General features: G+C 73.0%; 16 protein-coding genes and 1 pseudogene. 12 read left to right on the top strand and 5 right to left on the bottom strand.

The features are described from left to right. Positions 1-33: 33 nt before the first annotated feature. Both disA and radA read right to left on the bottom strand, forming a co-directional pair. The gene (gene disA, locus ACP4IX_RS30140; protein WP_426524146.1) at positions 34-1,158 is read right to left on the bottom strand and encodes a DNA integrity scanning diadenylate cyclase DisA; all 1,125 of its coding nucleotides are present in this window, start codon (positions 1,156-1,158) and stop codon (positions 34-36) included. Between the two features lie 81 nt (positions 1,159-1,239). After that, positions 1,240-2,649, bottom strand: coding sequence for a DNA repair protein RadA (radA, locus tag ACP4IX_RS30135; protein WP_426524148.1), 1,410 nt, complete (start codon positions 2,647-2,649; stop codon positions 1,240-1,242). 387 nt (positions 2,650-3,036) lie between these two features. Between radA and ACP4IX_RS30130 the strand changes: the two genes are divergently transcribed. Then, a complete protein-coding gene (locus ACP4IX_RS30130; RefSeq protein ID WP_426557693.1) occupies positions 3,037-4,980 on the top strand; it encodes a BACON domain-containing protein in 1,944 nt (647 codons plus the stop codon). Between the two features lie 19 nt (positions 4,981-4,999). On the opposite strand, the gene ACP4IX_RS30125 is transcribed toward ACP4IX_RS30130, so the two are convergent. Next, entirely contained in the window at positions 5,000-5,929 is a 930-nt protein-coding gene (locus tag ACP4IX_RS30125) for a hypothetical protein (protein ID WP_426557691.1), read from the bottom strand. A 71-nt stretch (positions 5,930-6,000) separates the two neighbouring features. On the opposite strand from ACP4IX_RS30125, the gene ACP4IX_RS30120 reads away from it, so the two are divergent. The 4 genes from ACP4IX_RS30120 to ilvD all read left to right on the top strand — a co-directional run bounded on the left by ACP4IX_RS30120 (position 6,001) and on the right by ilvD (position 10,710). Then, on the top strand, positions 6,001-6,933 hold the full coding sequence (locus ACP4IX_RS30120) for a Ppx/GppA family phosphatase (RefSeq protein ID WP_426557689.1): 933 nt from the start codon (positions 6,001-6,003) through the stop codon (positions 6,931-6,933). A 243-nt stretch (positions 6,934-7,176) separates the two neighbouring features. Beyond that, the gene (locus ACP4IX_RS30115) at positions 7,177-8,106 is read left to right on the top strand and encodes a sugar phosphate isomerase/epimerase family protein (protein ID WP_426557687.1); all 930 of its coding nucleotides are present in this window, start codon (positions 7,177-7,179) and stop codon (positions 8,104-8,106) included. After that, the gene (locus ACP4IX_RS30110; RefSeq protein ID WP_426524156.1) at positions 8,103-8,714 is read left to right on the top strand and encodes a TetR family transcriptional regulator; all 612 of its coding nucleotides are present in this window, start codon (positions 8,103-8,105) and stop codon (positions 8,712-8,714) included. Before ACP4IX_RS30115 ends, ACP4IX_RS30110 begins: the two co-directional genes overlap by 4 nt. 142 nt (positions 8,715-8,856) lie before the next feature. Beyond that, entirely contained in the window at positions 8,857-10,710 is a 1,854-nt protein-coding gene (ilvD, locus tag ACP4IX_RS30105; protein WP_426524158.1) for a dihydroxy-acid dehydratase, read from the top strand. A gap of 117 nt (positions 10,711-10,827) precedes the next feature. Here ilvD and ACP4IX_RS30100 read toward each other — a convergent pair whose 3' ends face one another. Next, positions 10,828-12,999 carry a serine/threonine-protein kinase gene (locus ACP4IX_RS30100; protein ID WP_426557686.1) on the bottom strand — a complete coding sequence of 724 codons (2,172 nt, stop codon included), beginning with the start codon at positions 12,997-12,999 and terminating at the stop codon, positions 10,828-10,830. 196 nt (positions 13,000-13,195) lie between these two features. Between ACP4IX_RS30100 and ACP4IX_RS30095 the strand changes: the two genes are divergently transcribed. The 7 genes and pseudogenes from ACP4IX_RS30095 (at position 13,196) to proC (ending at position 18,098) form a co-directional block, all read left to right on the top strand. Next, complete coding sequence (locus ACP4IX_RS30095; protein ID WP_426524162.1) at positions 13,196-13,525, top strand: SH3 domain-containing protein; 330 nt, start codon at positions 13,196-13,198, stop codon at positions 13,523-13,525. 233 nt (positions 13,526-13,758) lie between these two features. Further along, a pseudogene (locus tag ACP4IX_RS30090) lies at positions 13,759-13,929 on the top strand (DUF4232 domain-containing protein); the annotation flags it as partial. A gap of 67 nt (positions 13,930-13,996) precedes the next feature. Then, positions 13,997-14,497, top strand: a complete 501-nt coding sequence (locus tag ACP4IX_RS30085) for an EamA/RhaT family transporter (RefSeq protein WP_426524164.1) — start codon at positions 13,997-13,999, stop codon at positions 14,495-14,497. Positions 14,498-14,723: 226 nt separating this feature from the next. Then, positions 14,724-15,518, top strand: coding sequence for a class I SAM-dependent methyltransferase (locus tag ACP4IX_RS30080; RefSeq protein ID WP_426557684.1), 795 nt, complete (start codon positions 14,724-14,726; stop codon positions 15,516-15,518). 32 nt (positions 15,519-15,550) lie between these two features. After that, a complete protein-coding gene (locus tag ACP4IX_RS30075) occupies positions 15,551-16,375 on the top strand; it encodes an ABC transporter ATP-binding protein (RefSeq protein ID WP_426557682.1) in 825 nt (274 codons plus the stop codon). Continuing rightward, a complete protein-coding gene (locus ACP4IX_RS30070; protein WP_426557680.1) occupies positions 16,372-17,169 on the top strand; it encodes an ABC transporter permease in 798 nt (265 codons plus the stop codon). Before ACP4IX_RS30075 ends, ACP4IX_RS30070 begins: the two co-directional genes overlap by 4 nt. Before the next feature lie 116 nt (positions 17,170-17,285). Next, positions 17,286-18,098 carry a pyrroline-5-carboxylate reductase gene (gene proC, locus ACP4IX_RS30065; RefSeq protein ID WP_426524172.1) on the top strand — a complete coding sequence of 271 codons (813 nt, stop codon included), beginning with the start codon at positions 17,286-17,288 and terminating at the stop codon, positions 18,096-18,098. 166 nt (positions 18,099-18,264) lie between these two features. Here the strand turns inward: proC and trpS are convergent, their stop codons facing one another. Then, a complete protein-coding gene (trpS, locus tag ACP4IX_RS30060; protein WP_426557679.1) occupies positions 18,265-19,275 on the bottom strand; it encodes a tryptophan--tRNA ligase in 1,011 nt (336 codons plus the stop codon). Positions 19,276-19,824: the final 549 nt, after the last annotated feature.

The following is a 19,824-nucleotide window of genomic DNA, read 5'->3' as shown; positions in this document are numbered from 1 at the left end:
CACACCACTCAGACGTACCGCCAGGCACACGGCTCAGACGTACCGCTCCAGGATCGACGACTCCGCCAGCCGCGACAGGCCTTCCCGTACGCTGCGCGCCCGCGCCTCGCCGACGCCGTCCACTGTCTGGAGGTCGTCGACGCTGGCGGCGAGCAGCTTCTGCAGGCCGCCGAAGTGCTCCACCAGCCGGTCGATGATCGCGCCCGGCAGTCGCGGAACCTTCGCCAGCAGCCGGAAACCGCGGGGGGACACGGCGGAGTCCAAGGCCTCGGGGGAGCCGGTGTAGCCCAACGCGCGGGCGACCGTGGACAGTTCGAGCAGTTCGGCGTGGCTGAGCTTGTCCAGCTCGGCGAGCGCCTCGTCGACCGTGCGGGAGCGCTTGGCGGTCGGCTCGGGCACGTAGTCCCGCACGACCAGCTCGCGCTCGGGTTCCACGCCGGCGATCAACTCGTCCAGCTGGAGCGCCAGGAGCCGTCCGTCCGTGCCCAGCTCCACCACGTACTCGGCGATCTCGGTGGCGATGAGGCGCACCATCTCCAGGCGCTGGGCGACCGCCGACACGTCCCGGACGGTGACCAGGTCCTCGATCTCCAGCGCCGACAGCGTGCCCGCGACCTCGTCGAGGCGGAGCTTGTAGCGCTCCAGGGTCGCCAGGGCCTGGTTGGCACGGGACAGGATTGCCGCGGAGTCCTCCAGGACGCGGCGCTGGCCGTCGACGTAGAGGGCGATGAGCCGCATGGACTGGGAGACGGAGACGACGGGGTAGCCGACCTGCTTGCTGACCCGGTCCGCCGTACGGTGACGGGTGCCCGTCTCCTCCGTGGGGATCGTCGGGTCCGGAAGCAGCTGCACGCCCGCCCGCAGGATCTTGGACAGGTCCGAGGACAGCACGATGCCGCCGTCGAGCTTGCACAGCTCGCGCAGCCGGGTCGCGGTGAACTCGACGTCCAGCACGAAACCGCCCGTGCACATCGACTCGACGGTCTTGTCGGAGCCCAGCACCATCAGGCCGCCGGTGTTGCCGCGAAGGACCCGCTCCAGGCCGTCCCGCAGCGGTGTGCCGGGCGCCACCGCGCTCAGCGAGGCGCGCATCAGGCCATCGGTACCGGCACTCCCACCGGACCTTCCGGGGGCTGCTGCCCGGTCGTTGGCTGCCACTGCACTCCTCCGGTCGCAGGTTCTTCAGGTGCTCCCCTGTCGCACACTTGGTCGTACGGACGGGCGAGACCAGGGCAAAGTCTACCGGCGGTCCTCCTCCTCCCGTGGGGCCTCTCGCCGACGCGAGCGCGGAAGCACCCGCAGGGCGTCCCCTATGTCCGCGACTTCCAGGACCTTCATGCCGTCAGGGACCCTGCCGGGATCGGTCGGTACCAAGGCGTGCGTGAAGCCCAGACGGTGGGCCTCGGAGAGCCTGCGCTGCACACCCGTGACCCGTCTCACCTCTCCGGCGAGGCCGACCTCGCCGATCGCGACGAGGTTCTTGGGCAGCGGGGTGTCGCTGGCGGCCGAGGCGAGGGCGAGCGCGACGGCCAGGTCGGCGGCCGGCTCGGAGAGCTTCACACCGCCGACCGTCGCGGAGTAGATGTCCCTCTTGCCCAGGGCGCTGATGCGGCCGCGCTGCTCCAGGACGGCCAGCATCATGGACACGCGGGACGTCTCCAGGCCGGAGGTCGTGCGTCGCGGGGACGGGATCTGGGAGTCGACCGTGAGCGCCTGCACCTCGGCCACCAGCGGCCGGCGGCCCTCCAGGGTGACGGTCAGGCAGGTGCCGGGCACGGGCTCCGCGCGGCGGGTGAGGAACAGGCCGCTGGGGTCGGTCAGGCCGGTGATGCCCTCGTCGTGCAGCTCGAAGCAGCCGACCTCGTCGGTGGTGCCGTAGCGGTTCTTGACGCCGCGCACCAGCCGCAGGCGGGCGTGACGGTCGCCCTCGAAGTGCAGGACGACGTCCACGAGGTGCTCGAGCAGGCGGGGGCCGGCGATGGCGCCGTCCTTGGTGACGTGGCCCACGAGGAGCGTGGACATGCCGCGGTCCTTGGAGGCGCGGATCAGGGCGCCCGCCACCTCCCGCACCTGCGCCATGCCACCGGGGGCGCCGTCGATCTCGGGGGAGGCCACCGTCTGTACGGAGTCGAGGATCAGCAGGGACGGCTTGACCGCGTCCAGGTGGCCGAGGACCGCCGCGAGGTCCGTCTCGGCGGCGAGGTAGAGATGGTCGTCGATGGCCTTGATGCGGTCGGCGCGCAACCGCACCTGGCTCGCCGACTCCTCACCCGTGACATAGAGGGTCCGGTGCTCGTCGCTCGCCGCCTTGGCCGCCACGTCCAGCAGCAGTGTGGACTTGCCGACGCCGGGCTCGCCCGCGACGAGCACCACGGCGCCGGGCACCAGACCGCCGCCGAGCACCCGGTCCAGCTCGGGCACGCCGGTGGAGCGGGCGGTCGCCTGCCGGCCGTCGACCTGGCCGATGGGCAGCGCGGAGGTGGTGACGCGCCCCGGCGTCGTCGTACGGACCGCGGGCGCGCCGTACTCCTCGACCGTGCCCCAGGCCTGGCATTCGGGGCAGCGGCCGAGCCACTTGGCCGTCTGCCAGCCGCACTCGGTGCAGCGGTAGGACGGCCGGTCCTTGGTGGTCTTCGCACGGGCAGCCATGCACGAACCGTAACCGCCACCACTGACAACCCGTGCCACGGGAACGAAGCCCCACGAGACCTGCCCGCCGCCCCGCCACCGCCGGCACCCCGTTCCACCCGGGCCGACCCGCCTGGCGTCCGGGACAGCCGGCACGCAGCCCTCCTGCACAGATACAGACCACCGCCCCCGAGGGGAGGCCCTCGCTCCACCCTCGACCGGCCCCTCGACCGGCCCTTCGGCCGGCCATATCCACCGCTTCCACCCCGAACGGGTCACCAGCCGCCCCGCAGCAGCCGCGGAACAACAGCTTCCTGTCCCCTTATGAGGGATCGTTTCACCCGTACGGGTTAAAAGTGCCCAACGCGCCACTTCGCGCCACCCATGGCCCCCTACGGTCGCCGAGTGATGAGCAGCAGTCCGGAGACAACGACCCGCACGACCGGTACGCACCGGACGCACCGGGAGGCGCGTGACCGCGCCGCGGCGCGCACGCTGGCGCAGCGGCCGCCCGCGCGTTACGACGCCTACCTGGACGGCCTGTTCACCTACTGCCTGTCCGTACTCTGCGACCACGCCGCCGCGACCGACGCCCTGGGTGACGTGCTTGCGCTCGCCGAGCGCCGCGGCCACCGAGGTCCCGGGGCCGCCGGTGACCGCAGGGCCTGGCTGTACGCGCTGGCCCGCTGGGCCTGCCTGCGCAAGCTGGCCGAGGCCCAGCAGAAACGTCCTGGCAGCTATGCGGCGGGCCGCCCCGGCACCGGCCGGCACCGCATCGCCCCGCAGCGCCCCGCGCCCCCGTCCGCCGCGTACGGCGAGCGGACCAGGCGGGCCGGACGCGCCGGACTCGACGGACGCGCCGGACGCGAGTCGTACGACACCCCCAACGCATCCAACGCACTCGACGCACACGGCGCCTCCGGCGCATGCCGCACACCCGACACATGCGACACAACATGCGACACATCCAGCGCATGCGACGAGGAACAGCAGCGGCACCGCCGTGAACTCGCCCTCCTCGCCTGGCCGGAGGCCGCCGGCACCACCCCGGAGCAGCGCGAGGCCCTCGAACTCGCCGTGCGCCACCACCTCGCCGCCCACGAGGTCGCCGCCGTCCTCGGCCTGGGCCCGGCCGCCGCCCGGGAACTGCTCGCCTCCGCCGCCTGCGAGGTCGAACGCACCCGCGCGGCCCTCGCCGTCGTCGAGACCGGCACCTGTCCGGGTGTCACCCGCCTGGCCGGCGACAACCAGTACGTGCTGAGCGCCGCCCTGCGTCGCGAGCTGGTCCGGCACGTCGACGACTGCCCGCGCTGCCGCCGTACCGCCGAGCGCGCGGTCCCCGGCCACTGGCCCGGCACGAGCGTGACACCCGCCGAGCTGCCCGTCCTGGAGGCACCCCGCGCGGCATTGCACGTCGCCATGGCGCACCCCCCGCGCGCGCGGGGGGCGACGCCCCGCTTCGACCGGCGCGGCTTCCCGATGGACCCCAAGGACCGCGCGGCCCGACGGGAGCGCCTGCGCGCGCGTGCCGTCACCACGACCGTCGTCGCCACCGTCGTCGCCGCCCCCGTGCTCGCCCTGTGGGCGGCCCACCGCGGCACTCCGGTCGTCGAGGGCGACGACGGCCGCTCCGCCACCGCCAGCGAGGAGCGGAGCCCCGACGGTCTGCACGGGAGGTCCGCGGACGGCACCCACGGCTACGAGAACACCGGCAACACCCGGACCACCCCAGGCCCCCGCTTCGGCGAGAACGGCAAGGCCGACGTCTCCGTCGAGGTCGTCAGCGTCGCCGGCGCCGGCGACGGCGAGAAGGGCGTCGGCCACCTGGCGGTGACGGCCGGCCACGACGGCGACACCACGCTGGTCACCCTCACCGCGACCGGCGGCGCACCGGTGCGCTGGGCGGCGTCCACCGGCGCCTCCTGGCTGTACCTGAGCCAGTCGTCGGGCATCCTGCGGCCCGGCGAGACCCTGACCATCAGGGTGTACGTCGATCACCTGCGCGAGCCGTCCGGCCACTGGAGCGCACGGGTGGCCGTCTCGCCCACCGGCGCCGTCGTCTCCATCGAGGGCTACGGCACCGCGCCCAGCCCGTCGCACCCGGGCCCGCGCCCCGGCACCCCCGACGCATCGCCGCCCCCGTCCGGCCCGGGACCGGCCCCCGGCCCGGGTCCGTCGGCCTCGGCACCCGCCGACCCGACGCCCACCGGCGACGCGTCACCCACGTCGCCCGCCCCGGACCCGACGCCCACCGGACCGCCCCCGACCGGCGGCACCGGGGGAGCCGGGGGCGCGGGCGGCTCCCCACCGCTGCCGGGCGACAGCGGCGGCCCGAGCCCGACCAGCCCGTAGAGCGCCTCGCAGGCCGGCCTCAGCGGGCAGGGTCCGCCGGATGCGGGGCCAGCAACGGCAGCTGCGAGGCCAGCCGCTCCTCGCACAGCTCGACCAGCCGGTCGTAGCCCGCCTTGCCCATCAGCTCGACCAGCTCGGGCCGGTAGGAGACGTACACCGGGTCGCCCGCGCCGTGCGCCGAGGTCGCCGAGGTGCACCACCAGTGCAGGTCGTGCCCGCCCGGACCCCAGCCGCGCCGGTCGTACTCACCGATCGACACCTGCAGCACCCGCGTGTCGTCGGGCCGGTCGATCCACTCGTACGTCCGCCGGACCGGGAGCTGCCAGCACACGTCGGGCTTGGTCTCCAGCGGCTCCCGGCCCTCCTTCAGGGCCAGGATGTGCAGCGAGCAGCCCGCGCCCCCGGCGAAGCCGGGCCGGTTCTGGAAGATGCACGAGCCCTGGAAGGGACGGGTCTGGCGGGAGCCCTCGTCGTCCTCGGAGACCCAGCCGCGCTCGGTGCCCTCGGCGTGGTGCTGCCAGACGTCCGGGGTGAGCCTCGCCACGTGTTCGGCGACCCGCTTCTCGTCGTCCTCGTCGGAGAAGTGGGCGCCCAGCGAGCAGCACCCGTCGTCCGCGCGGCCCGCCTGGATGCCCTGGCAGCCGCTGCCGAAAATGCAGTTCCAGCGGGAGGTCAGCCAGGTCAGATCGCACCGGAAGACCTGCTCGTCGTCCGCCGGATCCGGAAACTCCACCCACGCGCGCGCGAAGTCGAGGCCCTTCTCGTCGCCCGCCGAAGAACCCGCTGGGGCCCCCGACGGAACCGACGGCGAACCCGACGACGAACCCGACGGCGAATCCGTCGACGGCGCAGTGGACGACAACCCGATCAGCACGTCCTTCTTGTTCTTCTTGCTCTTCTTGTCCGTCTTGGGCGACTTTTCGTCCTTGGCCTTTTTCGTCTTTGGCACGGCTCCAGGGTAAGACGCCCGAGCCGGATGACGGCACCGCCGTCCGACCCGCTGGCAGTAGCGTTCGGTACATGAGACTCGGTGTCCTCGACGTGGGTTCGAACACGGTGCATCTGCTGGTGGTGGACGCGCACCCGGGCGCGTGCCCGCTGCCCGCCCACTCGCACAAGGCGGAACTGCGCCTCGCCCAGCTCCTCGACGAGGACGGCGCGATCGGCCCCGACGGCGTCGACCGCCTGATCGCGGTCGTCCGGGACGCGCTCCAGGCCGCCGAGGACAAGGGCGTCGAGGACCTCCTGCCGTTCGCCACCTCCGCCGTGCGCGAGGCGAGCAACGCCGACGACGTCCTCGCGCGCGTACGGGCCGAGACCGGCGTCGAGCTGTCGGTGCTCAGCGGCGCGGAGGAGGCCCGGCTCACCTTCCTCGCCGTCCGCCGCTGGTTCGGCTGGTCCGCCGGCAAGCTGCTGGTCCTCGACATCGGCGGCGGCTCACTGGAGATCGCCTACGGCATCGACGAGGAGCCCGACACCGCCGTGTCGCTGCCGCTCGGCGCGGGCCGGCTGACCGCCGCCCGGCTGCCCGGCGACCCGCCCCACCCGGACGACGTCAGGGCGCTGCGCCGCCACGTCCGTACGGAGATCGCCCGCACGGTCGGCGACTTCAGCCGCTTCGGCGCCCCCGACCACGTGGTCGCCACCTCCAAGACCTTCCGGCAGCTGGCCCGCATCACCGGCGCCGCCCGCTCCGCCGAGGGCCTCTACGTCCAGCGCGAGCTGAAGCGGGCCTCCCTGGAGGCCTGGGTGCCGCGCCTGGCCGCCATGACGAGCGCCGAGCGGGCCGAGCTCCCGGGCGTGTCCGAGGGCCGCGCGGGCCAGCTCCTGGCCGGCGCGCTGGTGGCCGAGGCCGCGATGGACCTCTTCCACGTGGAAAGCCTGGAGATCTGCCCGTGGGCGCTCAGGGAGGGCGTGATCCTCCGCCGCCTCGACCACATGGGCCAGGGATGACGATGACCCTCCCCGCGAGGGGCGCGGGACGGTGCCGGCGGAAGGGGTGCGCGACCGTGTGCGGTTCGCCGTACGGGCACGGGACCGTGTGTGCGGCTCGCCGTACGGGCACCGAACGGTGTCGGCGGCTCGCCGTACGGGCGTGAGCAGCCGCGACGCACGCCGCGCCCGCCCTATGGCACGCACCACAACGGCGCGCAGGCACCCCGCACCCACCCAGCCCCACCCCGTAACCTGACCCTCGTGGCAGAACCAACGGACGCCGTCCGGATCCCGGACGCGAAGGTCGCCCTGTCGACGGCTTCCGTCTACCCGGAGTCGACGGCGACGGCCTTCGAGATCGCCGCACGCCTCGGATACGACGGGGTCGAGGTCATGGTGTGGACCGATCCGGTCAGCCAGGACATCGACGCGCTGCGCAGACTCAGCGACTACCACCGCATGCCGATACTCGCCGTGCACGCCCCGTGCCTGCTCATCACCCAGCGCGTGTGGTCCACCGACCCCTGGGTCAAGCTGCAGCGCGCCCGCGCCGCCGCCGAGAAGCTCGGCGCGTCGGCCGTCGTCGTCCACCCGCCGTTCCGCTGGCAGCGGCAGTACGCCAGGGACTTCGTCAGCGGCATCTGGCGGATGGCGAACGAGACGGACGTGCGGTTCGCCGTCGAGAACATGTACCCCTGGCGCTACCGCGACCGCGAGATGCAGGCGTACGCCCCCGACTGGGACGTGACGAAGGACGACTACCGGCACTTCACGATCGACCTCAGCCACGCCTCCACGTCCCGCACCGACGCCCTCGACATGCTCGACCGCATGGGCGACCGTCTCGGCCACGTCCACCTCGCCGACGGCAAGGGCTCCGCGAAGGACGAGCACCTCGTTCCCGGCCGTGGCGACCAGCCCTGCGCCGAGGTGCTGGAACACCTGGCGCGCACCGGCTTCGACGGGCACGTCGTCATCGAGGTCAACACCCGTCGCGCGATGTCCAGCGCCGAACGTGAGGCCGATCTCGCCGAGGCCCTGGCCTTCACCCGCCTGCACCTGGCGGCGTCCGGCCCGTCCGGCCCGTCCGGTTCATCCGGCTCGTCCGGATCGGCGGGCCCGTCCGGAGCAGCGGGCTCGACGGGCTCGACGGGCTCGACGGGCTCGGCGGCGAAGGCGCACCGGCGGTGAGCGACACCGCCGGGGGAACCCGCCGCCGCGGCAGGCCCCCGCGCACGGAGTCCGCCGGCACCCGCGACCGCATCCTCACCACGGCCCGCGAGGAGTTCTCCGAGCGCGGCTACGAGAAGACGTCCGTACGCGGCATCGCCAAGGCGGCGGGCGTGGACCCGGCCCTGGTGCACCACTACTTCGGCACCAAGGAACAGGTCTTCGCGGCGGCCGTCGAGGTCGCCTTCGCGCCCGCCCTGAAAGCCCCCGAGGCCATCGGCGACGGCCCCCTCGGCGAAGTGGGCGAGCGGCTCACCCGTTTCGTCTTCGGCCTCTGGGAGAACCCCGCCACCCGTACGCCGCTGCTGGCCATCGTCCGCTCCGCCGTCGACAACGACACCGCCGCCGCCGTCTTCCGCCGCCTGATCGCCGCCCAGCTGCTGCGGCGGATCGCCGCCCAGCTGGACCTGCCCGACGCGGAACTCCGTGCCGAGCTGGCGGCGGCGCAGCTGGTGGGGTGCGCGATGCTGCGGTACGTGATCAAGGTGGAGCCGTTGGCCTCGGCCGACCCGGAGCGGGTCATCGCCCGCGTGGCACCGGTCGTACAGGGGCATCTGACCGGGCCCTGAGGCCGCGTTCCGGCGTCGCCACCGGGCATCGCGGACGGGACGGACGAGACATACGTCCCGCATCCCGGACGCCTTGTCCCGGTCCATGGATGACCGGCGTACGCTCGACGACAGTCATTACTCTCCGAAGGAGCGAGCGACGATGCCCGAACTGAGGTCCCGCACAGTCACCCACGGCCGCAACATGGCGGGCGCCCGCGCCCTTATGCGTGCCTCCGGTGTACCCGGCGCGGACATCGGGCGGAAGCCGATCATCGCCGTCGCCAACAGCTTCACGGAGTTCGTGCCGGGCCACACGCACCTCGCCCCCGTCGGCCGGATCGTCAGCGAGGCGGTCACCGCGGCCGGCGGCATCCCGCGCGAGTTCAACACGATCGCCGTCGACGACGGCATCGCCATGGGCCACGGCGGCATGCTCTACTCCCTGCCCTCCCGCGACCTGATCGCGGACAGCGTGGAGTACATGGTCGAGGCCCACTGCGCCGACGCCCTGATCTGCATCTCCAACTGCGACAAGATCACCCCGGGCATGCTCAACGCCGCCCTGCGGCTGAACATCCCGACGGTCTTCGTCTCCGGCGGCCCGATGGAGTCCGGCCGCGCCACCCTGGTCGACGGCACGGTCCGCACCCTGGACCTGGTCGACGCGATGTCGGAAGCGGTCAACGACAAGATCTCCGACGCGGACATCCTCCGCATCGAGGAGAACGCCTGCCCGACCTGCGGCTCCTGCTCCGGCATGTTCACCGCCAACTCGATGAACTGCCTCACCGAGGCCATCGGCCTCTCCCTCCCCGGCAACGGCTCGGTCCTGGCCACCCACACCGCCCGCAAGGCGCTCTACGAGAACGCCGCCCGCACGGTGCTGGACCTGACCCGCCGCTACTACGAGCAGGACGACGACTCGGTCCTGCCCCGCAACATCGCCACCCCCGCGGCCTTCGGGAACGCCATGGCGCTGGACATCGCGATGGGCGGCTCCACCAACACGATCCTGCACCTGCTGGCCGCCGCCCAGGAGGCGGAGGTCGCCTACGGCCTCACCGAGATGGACGCCCTCTCGCGCCGCGTCCCGTGCCTCGCCAAGGTCGCGCCGAACGTCGCCAAGGACCGCACGTACTACATGGAGGACGTGCACCGCGCGGGCGGCATCCCGGCCCTCCTCGGCGAACTGCACCGCGGCGGCCTGCTCAACGAGGACGTGCACTCCGTGCACAGCCCGTCCCTGGCCGACTGGCTGAAGACCTGGGACATCCGCGGCGGCTCGCCCTCCCAGGAGGCCGTCGAGCTGTGGCACGCGGCCCCCGGCTGCGTCCGCTCCGCCGAGGCCTTCTCCCAGTCCGAGCGCTGGGACTCCCTGGACGAGGACGCCGAGGGCGGCTGCATCCGATCCGTGGAGCACGCCTACTCCAAGGACGGCGGTCTCGCCGTCCTGCGCGGCAACCTCGCCGTCGACGGCTGCGTCGTCAAGACCGCCGGCGTCGACGAGTCGATCTGGACCTTCGAGGGCCCGGCCGTCGTCTGCGAGTCGCAGGAGGAGGCCGTCCAGAAGATCCTCACCCAGCAGGTCAAGGAGGGCGACGTCGTCGTCATCCGCTACGAGGGCCCCAAGGGCGGCCCCGGCATGCAGGAGATGCTCTACCCGACCTCGTACCTGAAGGGCCGCGGCCTCGGAAAGGCCTGCGCCCTGGTCACCGACGGCCGCTTCTCCGGCGGCACGTCCGGCCTCTCCATCGGCCACGCCTCGCCCGAGGCGGCGGCCGGCGGCACCATCGCCCTCGTCGAGGACGGCGACCGCATCCGCATCGACATCCCGAACCGCTCCATCGAGCTGCTGGTCGACGACGCCGAGCTGACCCGCCGCGAGCAGGCCCTGAACGGCGTGTACGCCCCGAAGAACCGCGAGCGCAAGGTCTCCGCGGCCCTGAAGGCGTACGCCGCGATGGCGACGAGCGCGGACAAGGGCGCGGTGCGCGACGTCAGCAAGCTGGGCTGACCACCGGGTCCGACGCCCGACGCGGCTCCCCCCGGCCCCGGTCCGACGACTGTCCGGCGCGGCTCCGCCCGACGCGCGGCCCGACGTCCGGCGCGGCCCCGGCCCGGCCCGGCGGTGTCACCAGGCGGCCGGGTTCCGCCCCGCCACGCCGAACACGGTCCCGTCGGGCGCACCGGCGTAGACGTGGCCGCCCGCGAGCACCGGCGCGGGCAGCGTGGCGGGGACGCGGTCGGAGTCGGCGCCGAGCCGCGGCCGGGTCTGCCCGAGGAGCTTCCCCGTGCGGGCGTCGACGCCCAGCAGCCGGCCGTCGGGAGCGGTGACGTACACGTGCCGTCCGTCGGAGACGGGCACCGAGCCCCGGCTCACGCCCGTCTCCAGCCGCCACCGCTGCCTGCCCGCCGCCATGTCCACGGCCACCAGCGAGCCGCCCGCGCCCATGAGGTGCACGGTGTCCCCGCGCACGCCGGCCGCCGCCTGCGCGACCGGCACGGGCAGCGTCACCCGGCGGGTGGCCCCCGTGCCGGGCGTGTAGCGGACCACCGCCTTCACGTCCCCGTAGACGGCGCCGCCGACGAGGAGGTACACGGACCCGTCCGCCGCCCCCACGGGCGTCAGCGCCCCCTCCAGCTCCGCGTCCCACCGCACGTCCCCCGTCGCGGGATCCACCGCGGTGACCCGGGTGCTGTTCCCGTCCTCGGACAGGCTCGTCGCGTACGCCGACGGTTCTTCCGGCTCTCCGGTGAACGACGAGAAGTACGGCACGGCCTGGCCCGGAATCCGTCCGGACCACCTGGTCTCGCCCGAGGCGCTGTCCACACCCGTGACCGTTCCGTCGGAACGGGTGAGCAGGAGCATGTCGCCGACCGCCCGCACTCCGTCGTACTCGGGCATCTCCTCCTGCCACACGGGTTCGCCCGTGGCCGGGTCGAGCGCCTCCAGGTCACCGATGCGGTCGAGGACGGGCTGGACGAGGCCGCTCGACACGACCGGCGGTTCGCTGCGGGTCGTCCCCGCGACCTCGTGCCGCCACAGTGTGCCGCCGTCGGCCGGATCGAGGGCGAAGACCAGTCCCGGCCGCGCGCACAGCAGCCTCTGGGCCCCGTACGAGCACAGGGGCATGCCGGTGCCCTCCGAAGCGGGCGTCTTCTCCCACACGCCGAAGCCGCCCCGTGCGCTCTGCGCGGCGGTGGTCTTCCGCGCCGGTTCCGTGCCGTCGATCAGCTGGAGCGAGGTCAGCCCGCCGAGCACGGCGAGGCAGACCGCCCCGGCCATCAGAGCCGTCCGCCCGCCGAGGCGCCACGCGGGCCGCCGCTCCGCGGGCGCGTCCGCGTCCCGGACCTCCTGGACTTGCTGGACTTCCTGGGCCTCTTCCGCCTCCCCGCTTCCCTGCGCCACCCCGCTCTCCTGGGTCTCCCGCGCATGCGTCCACGGGGCCGGTACGAACACCTGCGTGTCGTACCCCGCCGCCACCGACCGCAGCTGCCGCATCAGCTCGTCCGGCGTGGGCCGGTCGGCGGGCTCCTTCGCGAGACACCGCAGCACCAGTGGCGCGATCGTCTCCGGTACGCCGGTCAGGTCGGGCTCGTCGTGCACGACCTGGTAGGCGACGACGTACGGGCTGTCGGAGTCGAAGGGCCCGCGCCCGGTCGCCGCGTGCACCATGAGCGAGCCGAGGGCGAAGACGTCGGCCGCGGGACCCACTTCCCGGGGCCGCCGGAACTGCTCCGGCGCCATGAACGGCGGCGTACCGATCAGCTTCCCGGTCTCGGTGCGCAGTTCGCTGTCCTTCGGCCGGGAAATGCCGAAGTCGATGACCTTCGGCCCGTCCTCGGCCAGCAGCACGTTGCTCGGTTTCAGGTCCCGGTGCACGACCCCGACCCGGTGGATGTCCCGCAGCGCCTCCGCGAGCCCGGCCATCAGCCGGCGCGCCTGGTCCGGGTCCATCGGCCCGTTCCGCTTCACCTGCTCGGCGAGGGTCGGTCCGGGGATGTACAGCGTGGCCATCCAGGGCCGTCCGCCCTCCGGGTCGGCGTCGACGACGGGCGCGGTGAACGCCCCGCTCACCCGCCGCGCGGCGGCCACCTCCTGCCGGAACCGCCCTCTGAACTCGGGATCCATGGCGTACCGGGCGTGCACGACCTTCACCGCGACCCGCATTCCGGAGGTGCTCCGGGCCAGATGTACGACGCCCATGCCACCCGAGCCCAGACAGGACTCCAGACGGTAGTGGCCGGCGTATTCCGGAAGTTCCGCTTCCGCGCCCGCTCCGGCGTTCCTCTGCGGCGCCATGGAACCTCCCCCGTACTGTTCGTTCGCGCGCGCGACGCTCGGAGCCTAGTCGATGGGTCGTACGGGACCGAGGCGGCTTGCTAGCCTCCGCGTGCGAGTTGCGAACTTGTGTTCCGTGGCTTGTTTTGCACTGCTTCCATGTCCATGGACATCACGCGACCCACGGCAGCCGTGGGTCCGACGGGGGAGGTTTTTCATGTCTGCCGACCAGATCTCGGACATCGAGGGCGGGGACGAGAAGACGGCCGCGGAGGCCGTCACCACGGTGGCGGCCACGGCCGCCCGCTCCTACCCGGTCGCCCCGGGCTACCGGCTGAACGTCCGCAGCGGCCCCGGCACCGGCTACTCCGTCGTCCGGTCCCTGCCCGAGGGCGCCAGGGTCCAGATCAACTGCCAGACACCGGGCACCCGGGTGTCGGGCCCGTACGGCACCTCGAACATCTGGGACAACATCGGCAGCGGCCAGTACGTCGCCGACGCGTACATCCGCACCGGCAGCGACGGCTACGTGGCTCCTCGCTGCTGAGTGCGCGACAGGTGGGTGGGTAACAGAGCTGTCCTGACGCTGTATGAGAGAGGTGGGGGCGGAACGGGATGCCGGCCGGGCGGGTCTCGGTGATCAGAAACGCTCGCTCGTGCCCACGGGCCGGCACCCCCACCGATACCGAGGAAAAACCATGCGCGTTCGCAGGATCACCCTCGCAGCCGTGGCCGTCGTCGCGGGTCTCTCGCTCACCGCCTGCCAGAACGACGACGACAAACGACTCGGGCGGCTCCGGCGTCCGCGTCACGGGCCTGGTGGTGACCCCGCCGGACGAGACGAAGGCGGTCACGCTCGACTGGCCGGGCGGCGCCACGCTGCCCGTCACGGACGGTTCCGGCTCCCCGGTGGAGGTCGGCCCGATCGGCAGCGCCGGCCAGGGCGGCTGACCGCACGTTCCGCGAGGCGGGCCCGCCCGGCGCCGGGTCCGCGACACCCCGGCGCCATAATCGACCCGTGAGCGCAGAGAACGGCACGAACGGCATCCCGGACATCCCCGCGGGCCCCCGCCCCGAACCCATCCGGTTCTACGGCACCACCTGGGTGAACCACGACAACGGCTACGCCGCCCGCCGGGCCGGCCTCGCCGTCGGATCCCTCGCCGCGGCGGCCGCCGCCTGCTTCGTGCTCCGCATCGCCTACCAGGGCCTCCAGATCGCCGACATCGGCGGCTTCGTCTCGCTGCTGATGACCGTGATGTTCGCGATCTGCAGCGCCCTGGCCTTCCGCCACACCTGGTCCGCCTTCACCAGCCGCCCCGACCCCGACCGCCAGGCCTCCCTCCGCGGCCTGCTGGCCATCGGCTTCGTCGGCTCGCTCCTCGCCTACTTCTTCCGCACCTTCACCGAAGCCCCGGGCGAGAAACTGCACCGCGCCGAGTACGACAAGGCCCGCGAGGACTACGAGAAGCGCACCACCCGCCGCTCGGGCAACCCGTCGAAGAAGCGCCGCCGCTAGCCGCACTGCCCTCGGCGCCTGCCCGGCAGCCGTCCGCCGCACCTGCCGGGGCTTGCCCGGCAGCCGTCCGCCGCACCCCGCCGGCGCCTGCCCGGCAGCCGTCCGCCGTACCCGCCGGGGCGTCCCCGACGGCCGTTCGCCGTACCCGCCGGGGGCGTCCCCGACCGCCACCCGTCCTTCCCGAAAACCTCCCTGCGCCCCGAAGCCGCCCGGCCACCATGGCCGCATGACGACACCCGCGCCCTCCGGGCCCACGCACAGCGCCCGCGCCCACTCCTTCAACGCCGCCGCCGCCCAGTACGCCGCCAACCGCCCCTCCTACCCGCCCGCCCTCTTCGAGGCGCTGGAGGAGTTGGCCGGCCGTCCGCTGGCCGGCGCCCGCGTCGTGGACGCCGGCGCCGGTACGGGCATCGCCACCGCCCGCCTCAACGCGCGCGGCGCCGAGGTGATCGCCGTCGAACCCGGCGCCGGCATGGCCGCCGAGTTCCGCCGCACCCTCCCCGGCGTGCCCGTAGTGCGGGGCGACGGCAACGCCCTCCCCCTCGCCGACCACTGCGCCGACTTCCTCACCTACGCCCAGGCCTGGCACTGGACCGACCCCGCCCTGGCCGTCCCGGAGGCGCTGCGCGTGCTGCGTCCGGGCGGCGCGCTCGCGCTGTGGTGGAACACCGGCGCCCACGACGTGCCGTGGATCGCGGCGGCCGCCGACCGTGCCGACCGGTACTTCGGGCTGGACCTCGCCGCCGAGAAGCGGAACCTCGACGCACGTGTCGCCGACCCCGCCGGCCGCCTCGACTTCACCCGCCGCGACATCCGCTGGAGCCGCCGCGTCCCGCTCGCCACCCACCTGGCCAACCTCGGCAGCCACTCGGTCTTCCTGACCGACACCGAGGAACGCCGTGCGGCCTTCCTGGCCGAGGAGCGCCGGCACCTCCTGGCCGCCTTCCCGGACGGAATCGTCGAGGAGACGTACGACGTCCGCCTCCTGCTCGCGACGACCCCGGCGACCCCGACCGCTTGACGCGGCGCACCCCCGGGAGGAGTATTCATCACATGATGAATTACTCCTCCCCGCCCCCCGAAGTACCGCCCCCCGGAGGACGAGGCGGCACCCCCGCCCCACCCGCTGTCCGCGCCGAGAGCCTCACCGTCACCCGCGGCCCCCGCACCGTCCTGCGCGCCCTGGGCTTCACCGTCCCGCGCGGCCGGATCACCGGCCTCCTCGGCCCCTCCGGCTGCGGCAAGTCGACCCTGATGCGCGCGATCGCCGGCACCCAGGCCAAGGTCTCCGGCACCCTGGACGTCCTCGGCCGCCCGGCCGGCCACCCGGCCCTGCGCAGCCGCATCGGCTACGTCACCCAGGGCCCGTCCGTCTTCGACGACCTGACCGTCCACCAGAACCTGGCCTACTTCGCCGCGGTCCTCGCCCCCGGCCGCGCAGCCGCCGGGACCCGCCACGAGAACGTCACCCGCGTCCTCGCCGAGGTCGGCCTCACCCCCCACGCCGACGCCCTGGCCGGCAACCTCTCCGGCGGCCAGCGCAGCCGCGTCTCCCTCGGCGTGGCCCTCCTCGGTGCCCCCGAACTCCTGGTCCTCGACGAACCGACGGTCGGCCTGGACCCCGTACTCCGCCGAGACCTCTGGACCCTCTTCCACTCCCTGGCCGCCGACCGCGGCACCACCCTCCTCGTCTCCTCCCACGTCATGGACGAGGCCGAGCGCTGCCACCGCCTCCTCCTCATGCGCGAGGGCGAGATCCTCGCCGAGGACACCCCCGACGCCCTGCGCACCCGCACCGGCTCCGAAACGGTCGAGGAAGCCTTCCTGCACCTGGTCGACGAGGCGACGGCGGCCCGCACGAAGGAGACGGCCCCATGACCACCCCCGCGGCCCCCGCCCCCGCAACCTCCCTGCACCCCGCCCCCACCCGCCCTCTGACCCTCTCCCGCACCACAGCCACCGCGACCCGCGTCCTGCGCCAGCTGAGCCACGACCCCCGCACCATCGCGCTCCTGATACTGATCCCCTGCGCGATGCTGTTCCTGCTGCGCTACGTCTTCGACGGCAGCCCGCGCACCTTCGACACCATCGGCGCCTCGCTCCTCGGGATCTTCCCGCTGATCACGATGTTCCTGGTCACCTCCATCGCGACCCTGCGCGAGCGCACCTCCGGCACCCTCGAGCGCCTCCTCGCCATGCCGCTGGGCAAGGGCGACCTCATCGCCGGCTACGCCCTCGCCTTCGGGGCCCTCGCCATCGTCCAGTCGGCCCTGGCGACCGGCCTGGCGGTCTGGTTCCTCGGCCTGGACGTGACGGGCAGCCCCTGGCTCCTCCTTCTGGTCGCGCTGCTCGACGCCCTCCTCGGCACCGCCCTCGGTCTCTTCGTCTCGGCCTTCGCGGCCTCGGAGTTCCAGGCGGTCCAGTTCATGCCGGCCGTGATCTTCCCCCAGCTCCTCCTCTGCGGCCTCTTCACCCCGCGCGACGAGATGCACCCGGTGCTGGAGGCGGTCTCCGACGTACTGCCCATGTCCTACGCGGTGGACGGCATGAACGAGGTCCTGAACCACGCCGACGTGACCACCGCCTTCGTACGGGACGCCCTGATCGTCGCGGGCTGCGCACTCCTGGTCCTGGCCCTGGGCGCGGTCACCCTCACACGCCGGACGCCCTAGCGCGCCCCACCGGAATCCCGCCCACCGGACGCCCCGGCCCCACCCGCCCCCGGGATGCGAGGATGACGACGACGGACGACGCACCCCCAGAGGGCACTCGGAGGGCACCGAAAGCCATGACCCAGAAAGTCGCAGTCCTCGGCACCGGCAAGATCGGCGAAGCCCTGCTCAGCGGAATGATCGGAGCCGGCTGGGCACCCGCCGACCTCCTGGTCACCGCCCGCCGCCGGGAACGGGCCGAAGAACTCCGCGCCCGCCACGGAGTCACCCCGGTCACCAACGCCGAGGCCGCGAAGACCGCCGACACCCTGATCCTCACGGTCAAGCCGCAGGACATGGGCACGCTCCTCGACGAACTCGCGCCGCACGTCCCCGCCGACCGCCTGGTCATCAGCGGGGCCGCGGGCATCCCGACCGCCTTCTTCGAGGAGCACCTCGCCCCGGGCACCCCGGTCGTCCGGGTCATGACGAACACCCCGGCCCTCGTCGACGAGGCCATGTCCGTCATCTCGGCCGGCACCCACGCCACCGCGGACCACCTGACCCACACTGAGGAGATCTTCGGCGCCGTCGGCAAGACCCTCCGCGTTCCCGAGTCCCAGCAGGACGCCTGTACCGCCCTCTCCGGCTCCGGCCCGGCGTACTTCTTCTACCTGGTCGAAGCCATGACCGACGCCGGTATCCTCCTGGGCCTTCCCCGCGACAAGGCCCACGACCTGATCGTCCAGTCCGCGATCGGCGCCGCGAAGATGCTCCGCGACAGCGGCGAGCACCCGGTCAGGCTCCGCGAGAACGTCACGTCCCCCGCCGGCACCACCATCAACGCCATCCGCGAACTTGAGAACCACGGCGTCCGCGCGGCCCTCATCGCCGCCCTGGAAGCCGCCCGCGACCGCAGCCGGGAACTCGCCTCCGGCACCAAGGACTGACAGGGCGGGCGACCGGAGCGAGCCCGGCGCGGCGCTCACTCCGCAGCTCCTCGACGCACCGGCCTGCCCATGCCCGAGGCCGCCCGCCGCGCGGGCTTCGGCAGCGAGGTCACGATGCGCCGGCCCTGCGCCTCCCGCGCATCGCGCCTCGCCACCGGCCCCGCGCCTACCGGGCCGCGTGCACGGGCGGCAGCAGCCCGATCGCCCGGTAGGCGGCATCCACGGTCGGCCGAGCCATGCCCCGAGCCTTGCCCGCGCCCTCCCTCAGCACGCCCTCCACGTGCCCGGGGTCCGCACACAGCTCCTTGTGCCGCTCCTGCACGGGCCGCAGCACCTCCACGACCGCCTCCGCGGTGTCCTTCTTCAAGGTGCCGTACGAGTCGTACCCACCCGCCAGCTCAGCCGGTCCCCGACCCGTGCAGGCGGCGAGGATCTCCAGCAGGTTCGCGAGCCCCGGCCGCGCCTCCCGGTCGTACACGACCTCGTGCCCACTGTCGGTCACGGCCCGCATGACCTTCTTCCGCACCACGTCCGGCTCATCGAGCAGGTAGACGATCCCGGGGCCGACGTCGTCGCTCTTCCCCATCTTCGACGCGGGCTCCTGAAGGTTCATCACCCGAGCCGCGACCGCCGGACTCGTGGCCCGCGGCACCACGAACGTGTGCCCGTACCGCTGGTTGAACCGCACCGCCAGATCCCGTGCGAGCTCCACGTGCTGGGTCTGGTCGTTCCCGACCGGCACCTCGTCCGTCCCGTACGCCAGGATGTCGGCCGCCATCAGCACGGGATACGTCAGCAGCGACAGCCGCACACTCCCGCCCCGCTGCCGCTCCCGCGCCGCCTTCTCCCTGTACTGGATCATCCGCCGCATCTCCCCGTCGGTGGCGACGCACTCCAGTACGTACGACAGCCGGGCGTGCTCGTCGACGTGGCTCTGCACGAACACGGTGCACAGCTCCGGATCCAGCCCTGCCGCCAGCAGCAGGGACGCCGCCTGCCGACTCAGTCTGCGCACCCGCGCCGGATCATGGTCCACGGTCAGCGCGTGCAGGTCGACGACGCAGAACAGCGCGTCCGATCGGTGCTGGTCCTGCGCGGCCCACTGCCGCATGGCTCCCAGATAGTTCCCCAGGGTCAGGTGCCCGGTCGGCTTGACCCCACTGAAGACCCGTGTCATCTCTCCACCTCCTGGTCAGGGCCGCCGCCCCTCGTCGGCCGCCCCTCCTGGAAGGAGATACGAGAACGGCCGCCGAAGCGGCGGCCGTCGAGTGCGTACGTGAGCGCGGCCGCCGTCAGGCGGCCCGCCAGAGCTGAGCACACGTACGCGTCATCACGCCTCTCACCGTACGCCCGCGGACGCCGCGCGACCCGGCATTTGACACGCCGGTCCCGTACTCGTAATGTTCTCCGAGTTGTCCGACGTGAGCGCCGACTCCGGTCGGTCCCCGGACAGCGATTCCGCAAGTACCAACCACTTCTCGACGAGCAGTCGCGCTGTCGGCGTCGTCGCATTGTCGGTGCGCGTATTTGCGGAATGAGGAATCCACGTCCGCAAGGACGCGGTCCCCGATTAGCTCGGGAGCCGGGAATCCGCTAGAGTCTCACTCGTCGGAACGGCCCAACAGCCGCGAAGACAACCCCCTCTGACGGGGAATCAGGGCCGAAAGGATCTGATAGAGTCGGAACCGCCGGAAAGGGAAACGCGAAAGCGGGAACCTGGAAAGCA

It is taken from the genome of Streptomyces sp. WG5 (assembly GCF_049974565.1).
In the GTDB taxonomy this organism is placed as follows: Bacteria; Actinomycetota; Actinomycetes; order Streptomycetales; family Streptomycetaceae; genus Streptomyces.
Note: the sequence above shows the minus strand (reverse complement) of the source record. Positions and strands in the feature narration are given on the sequence as shown.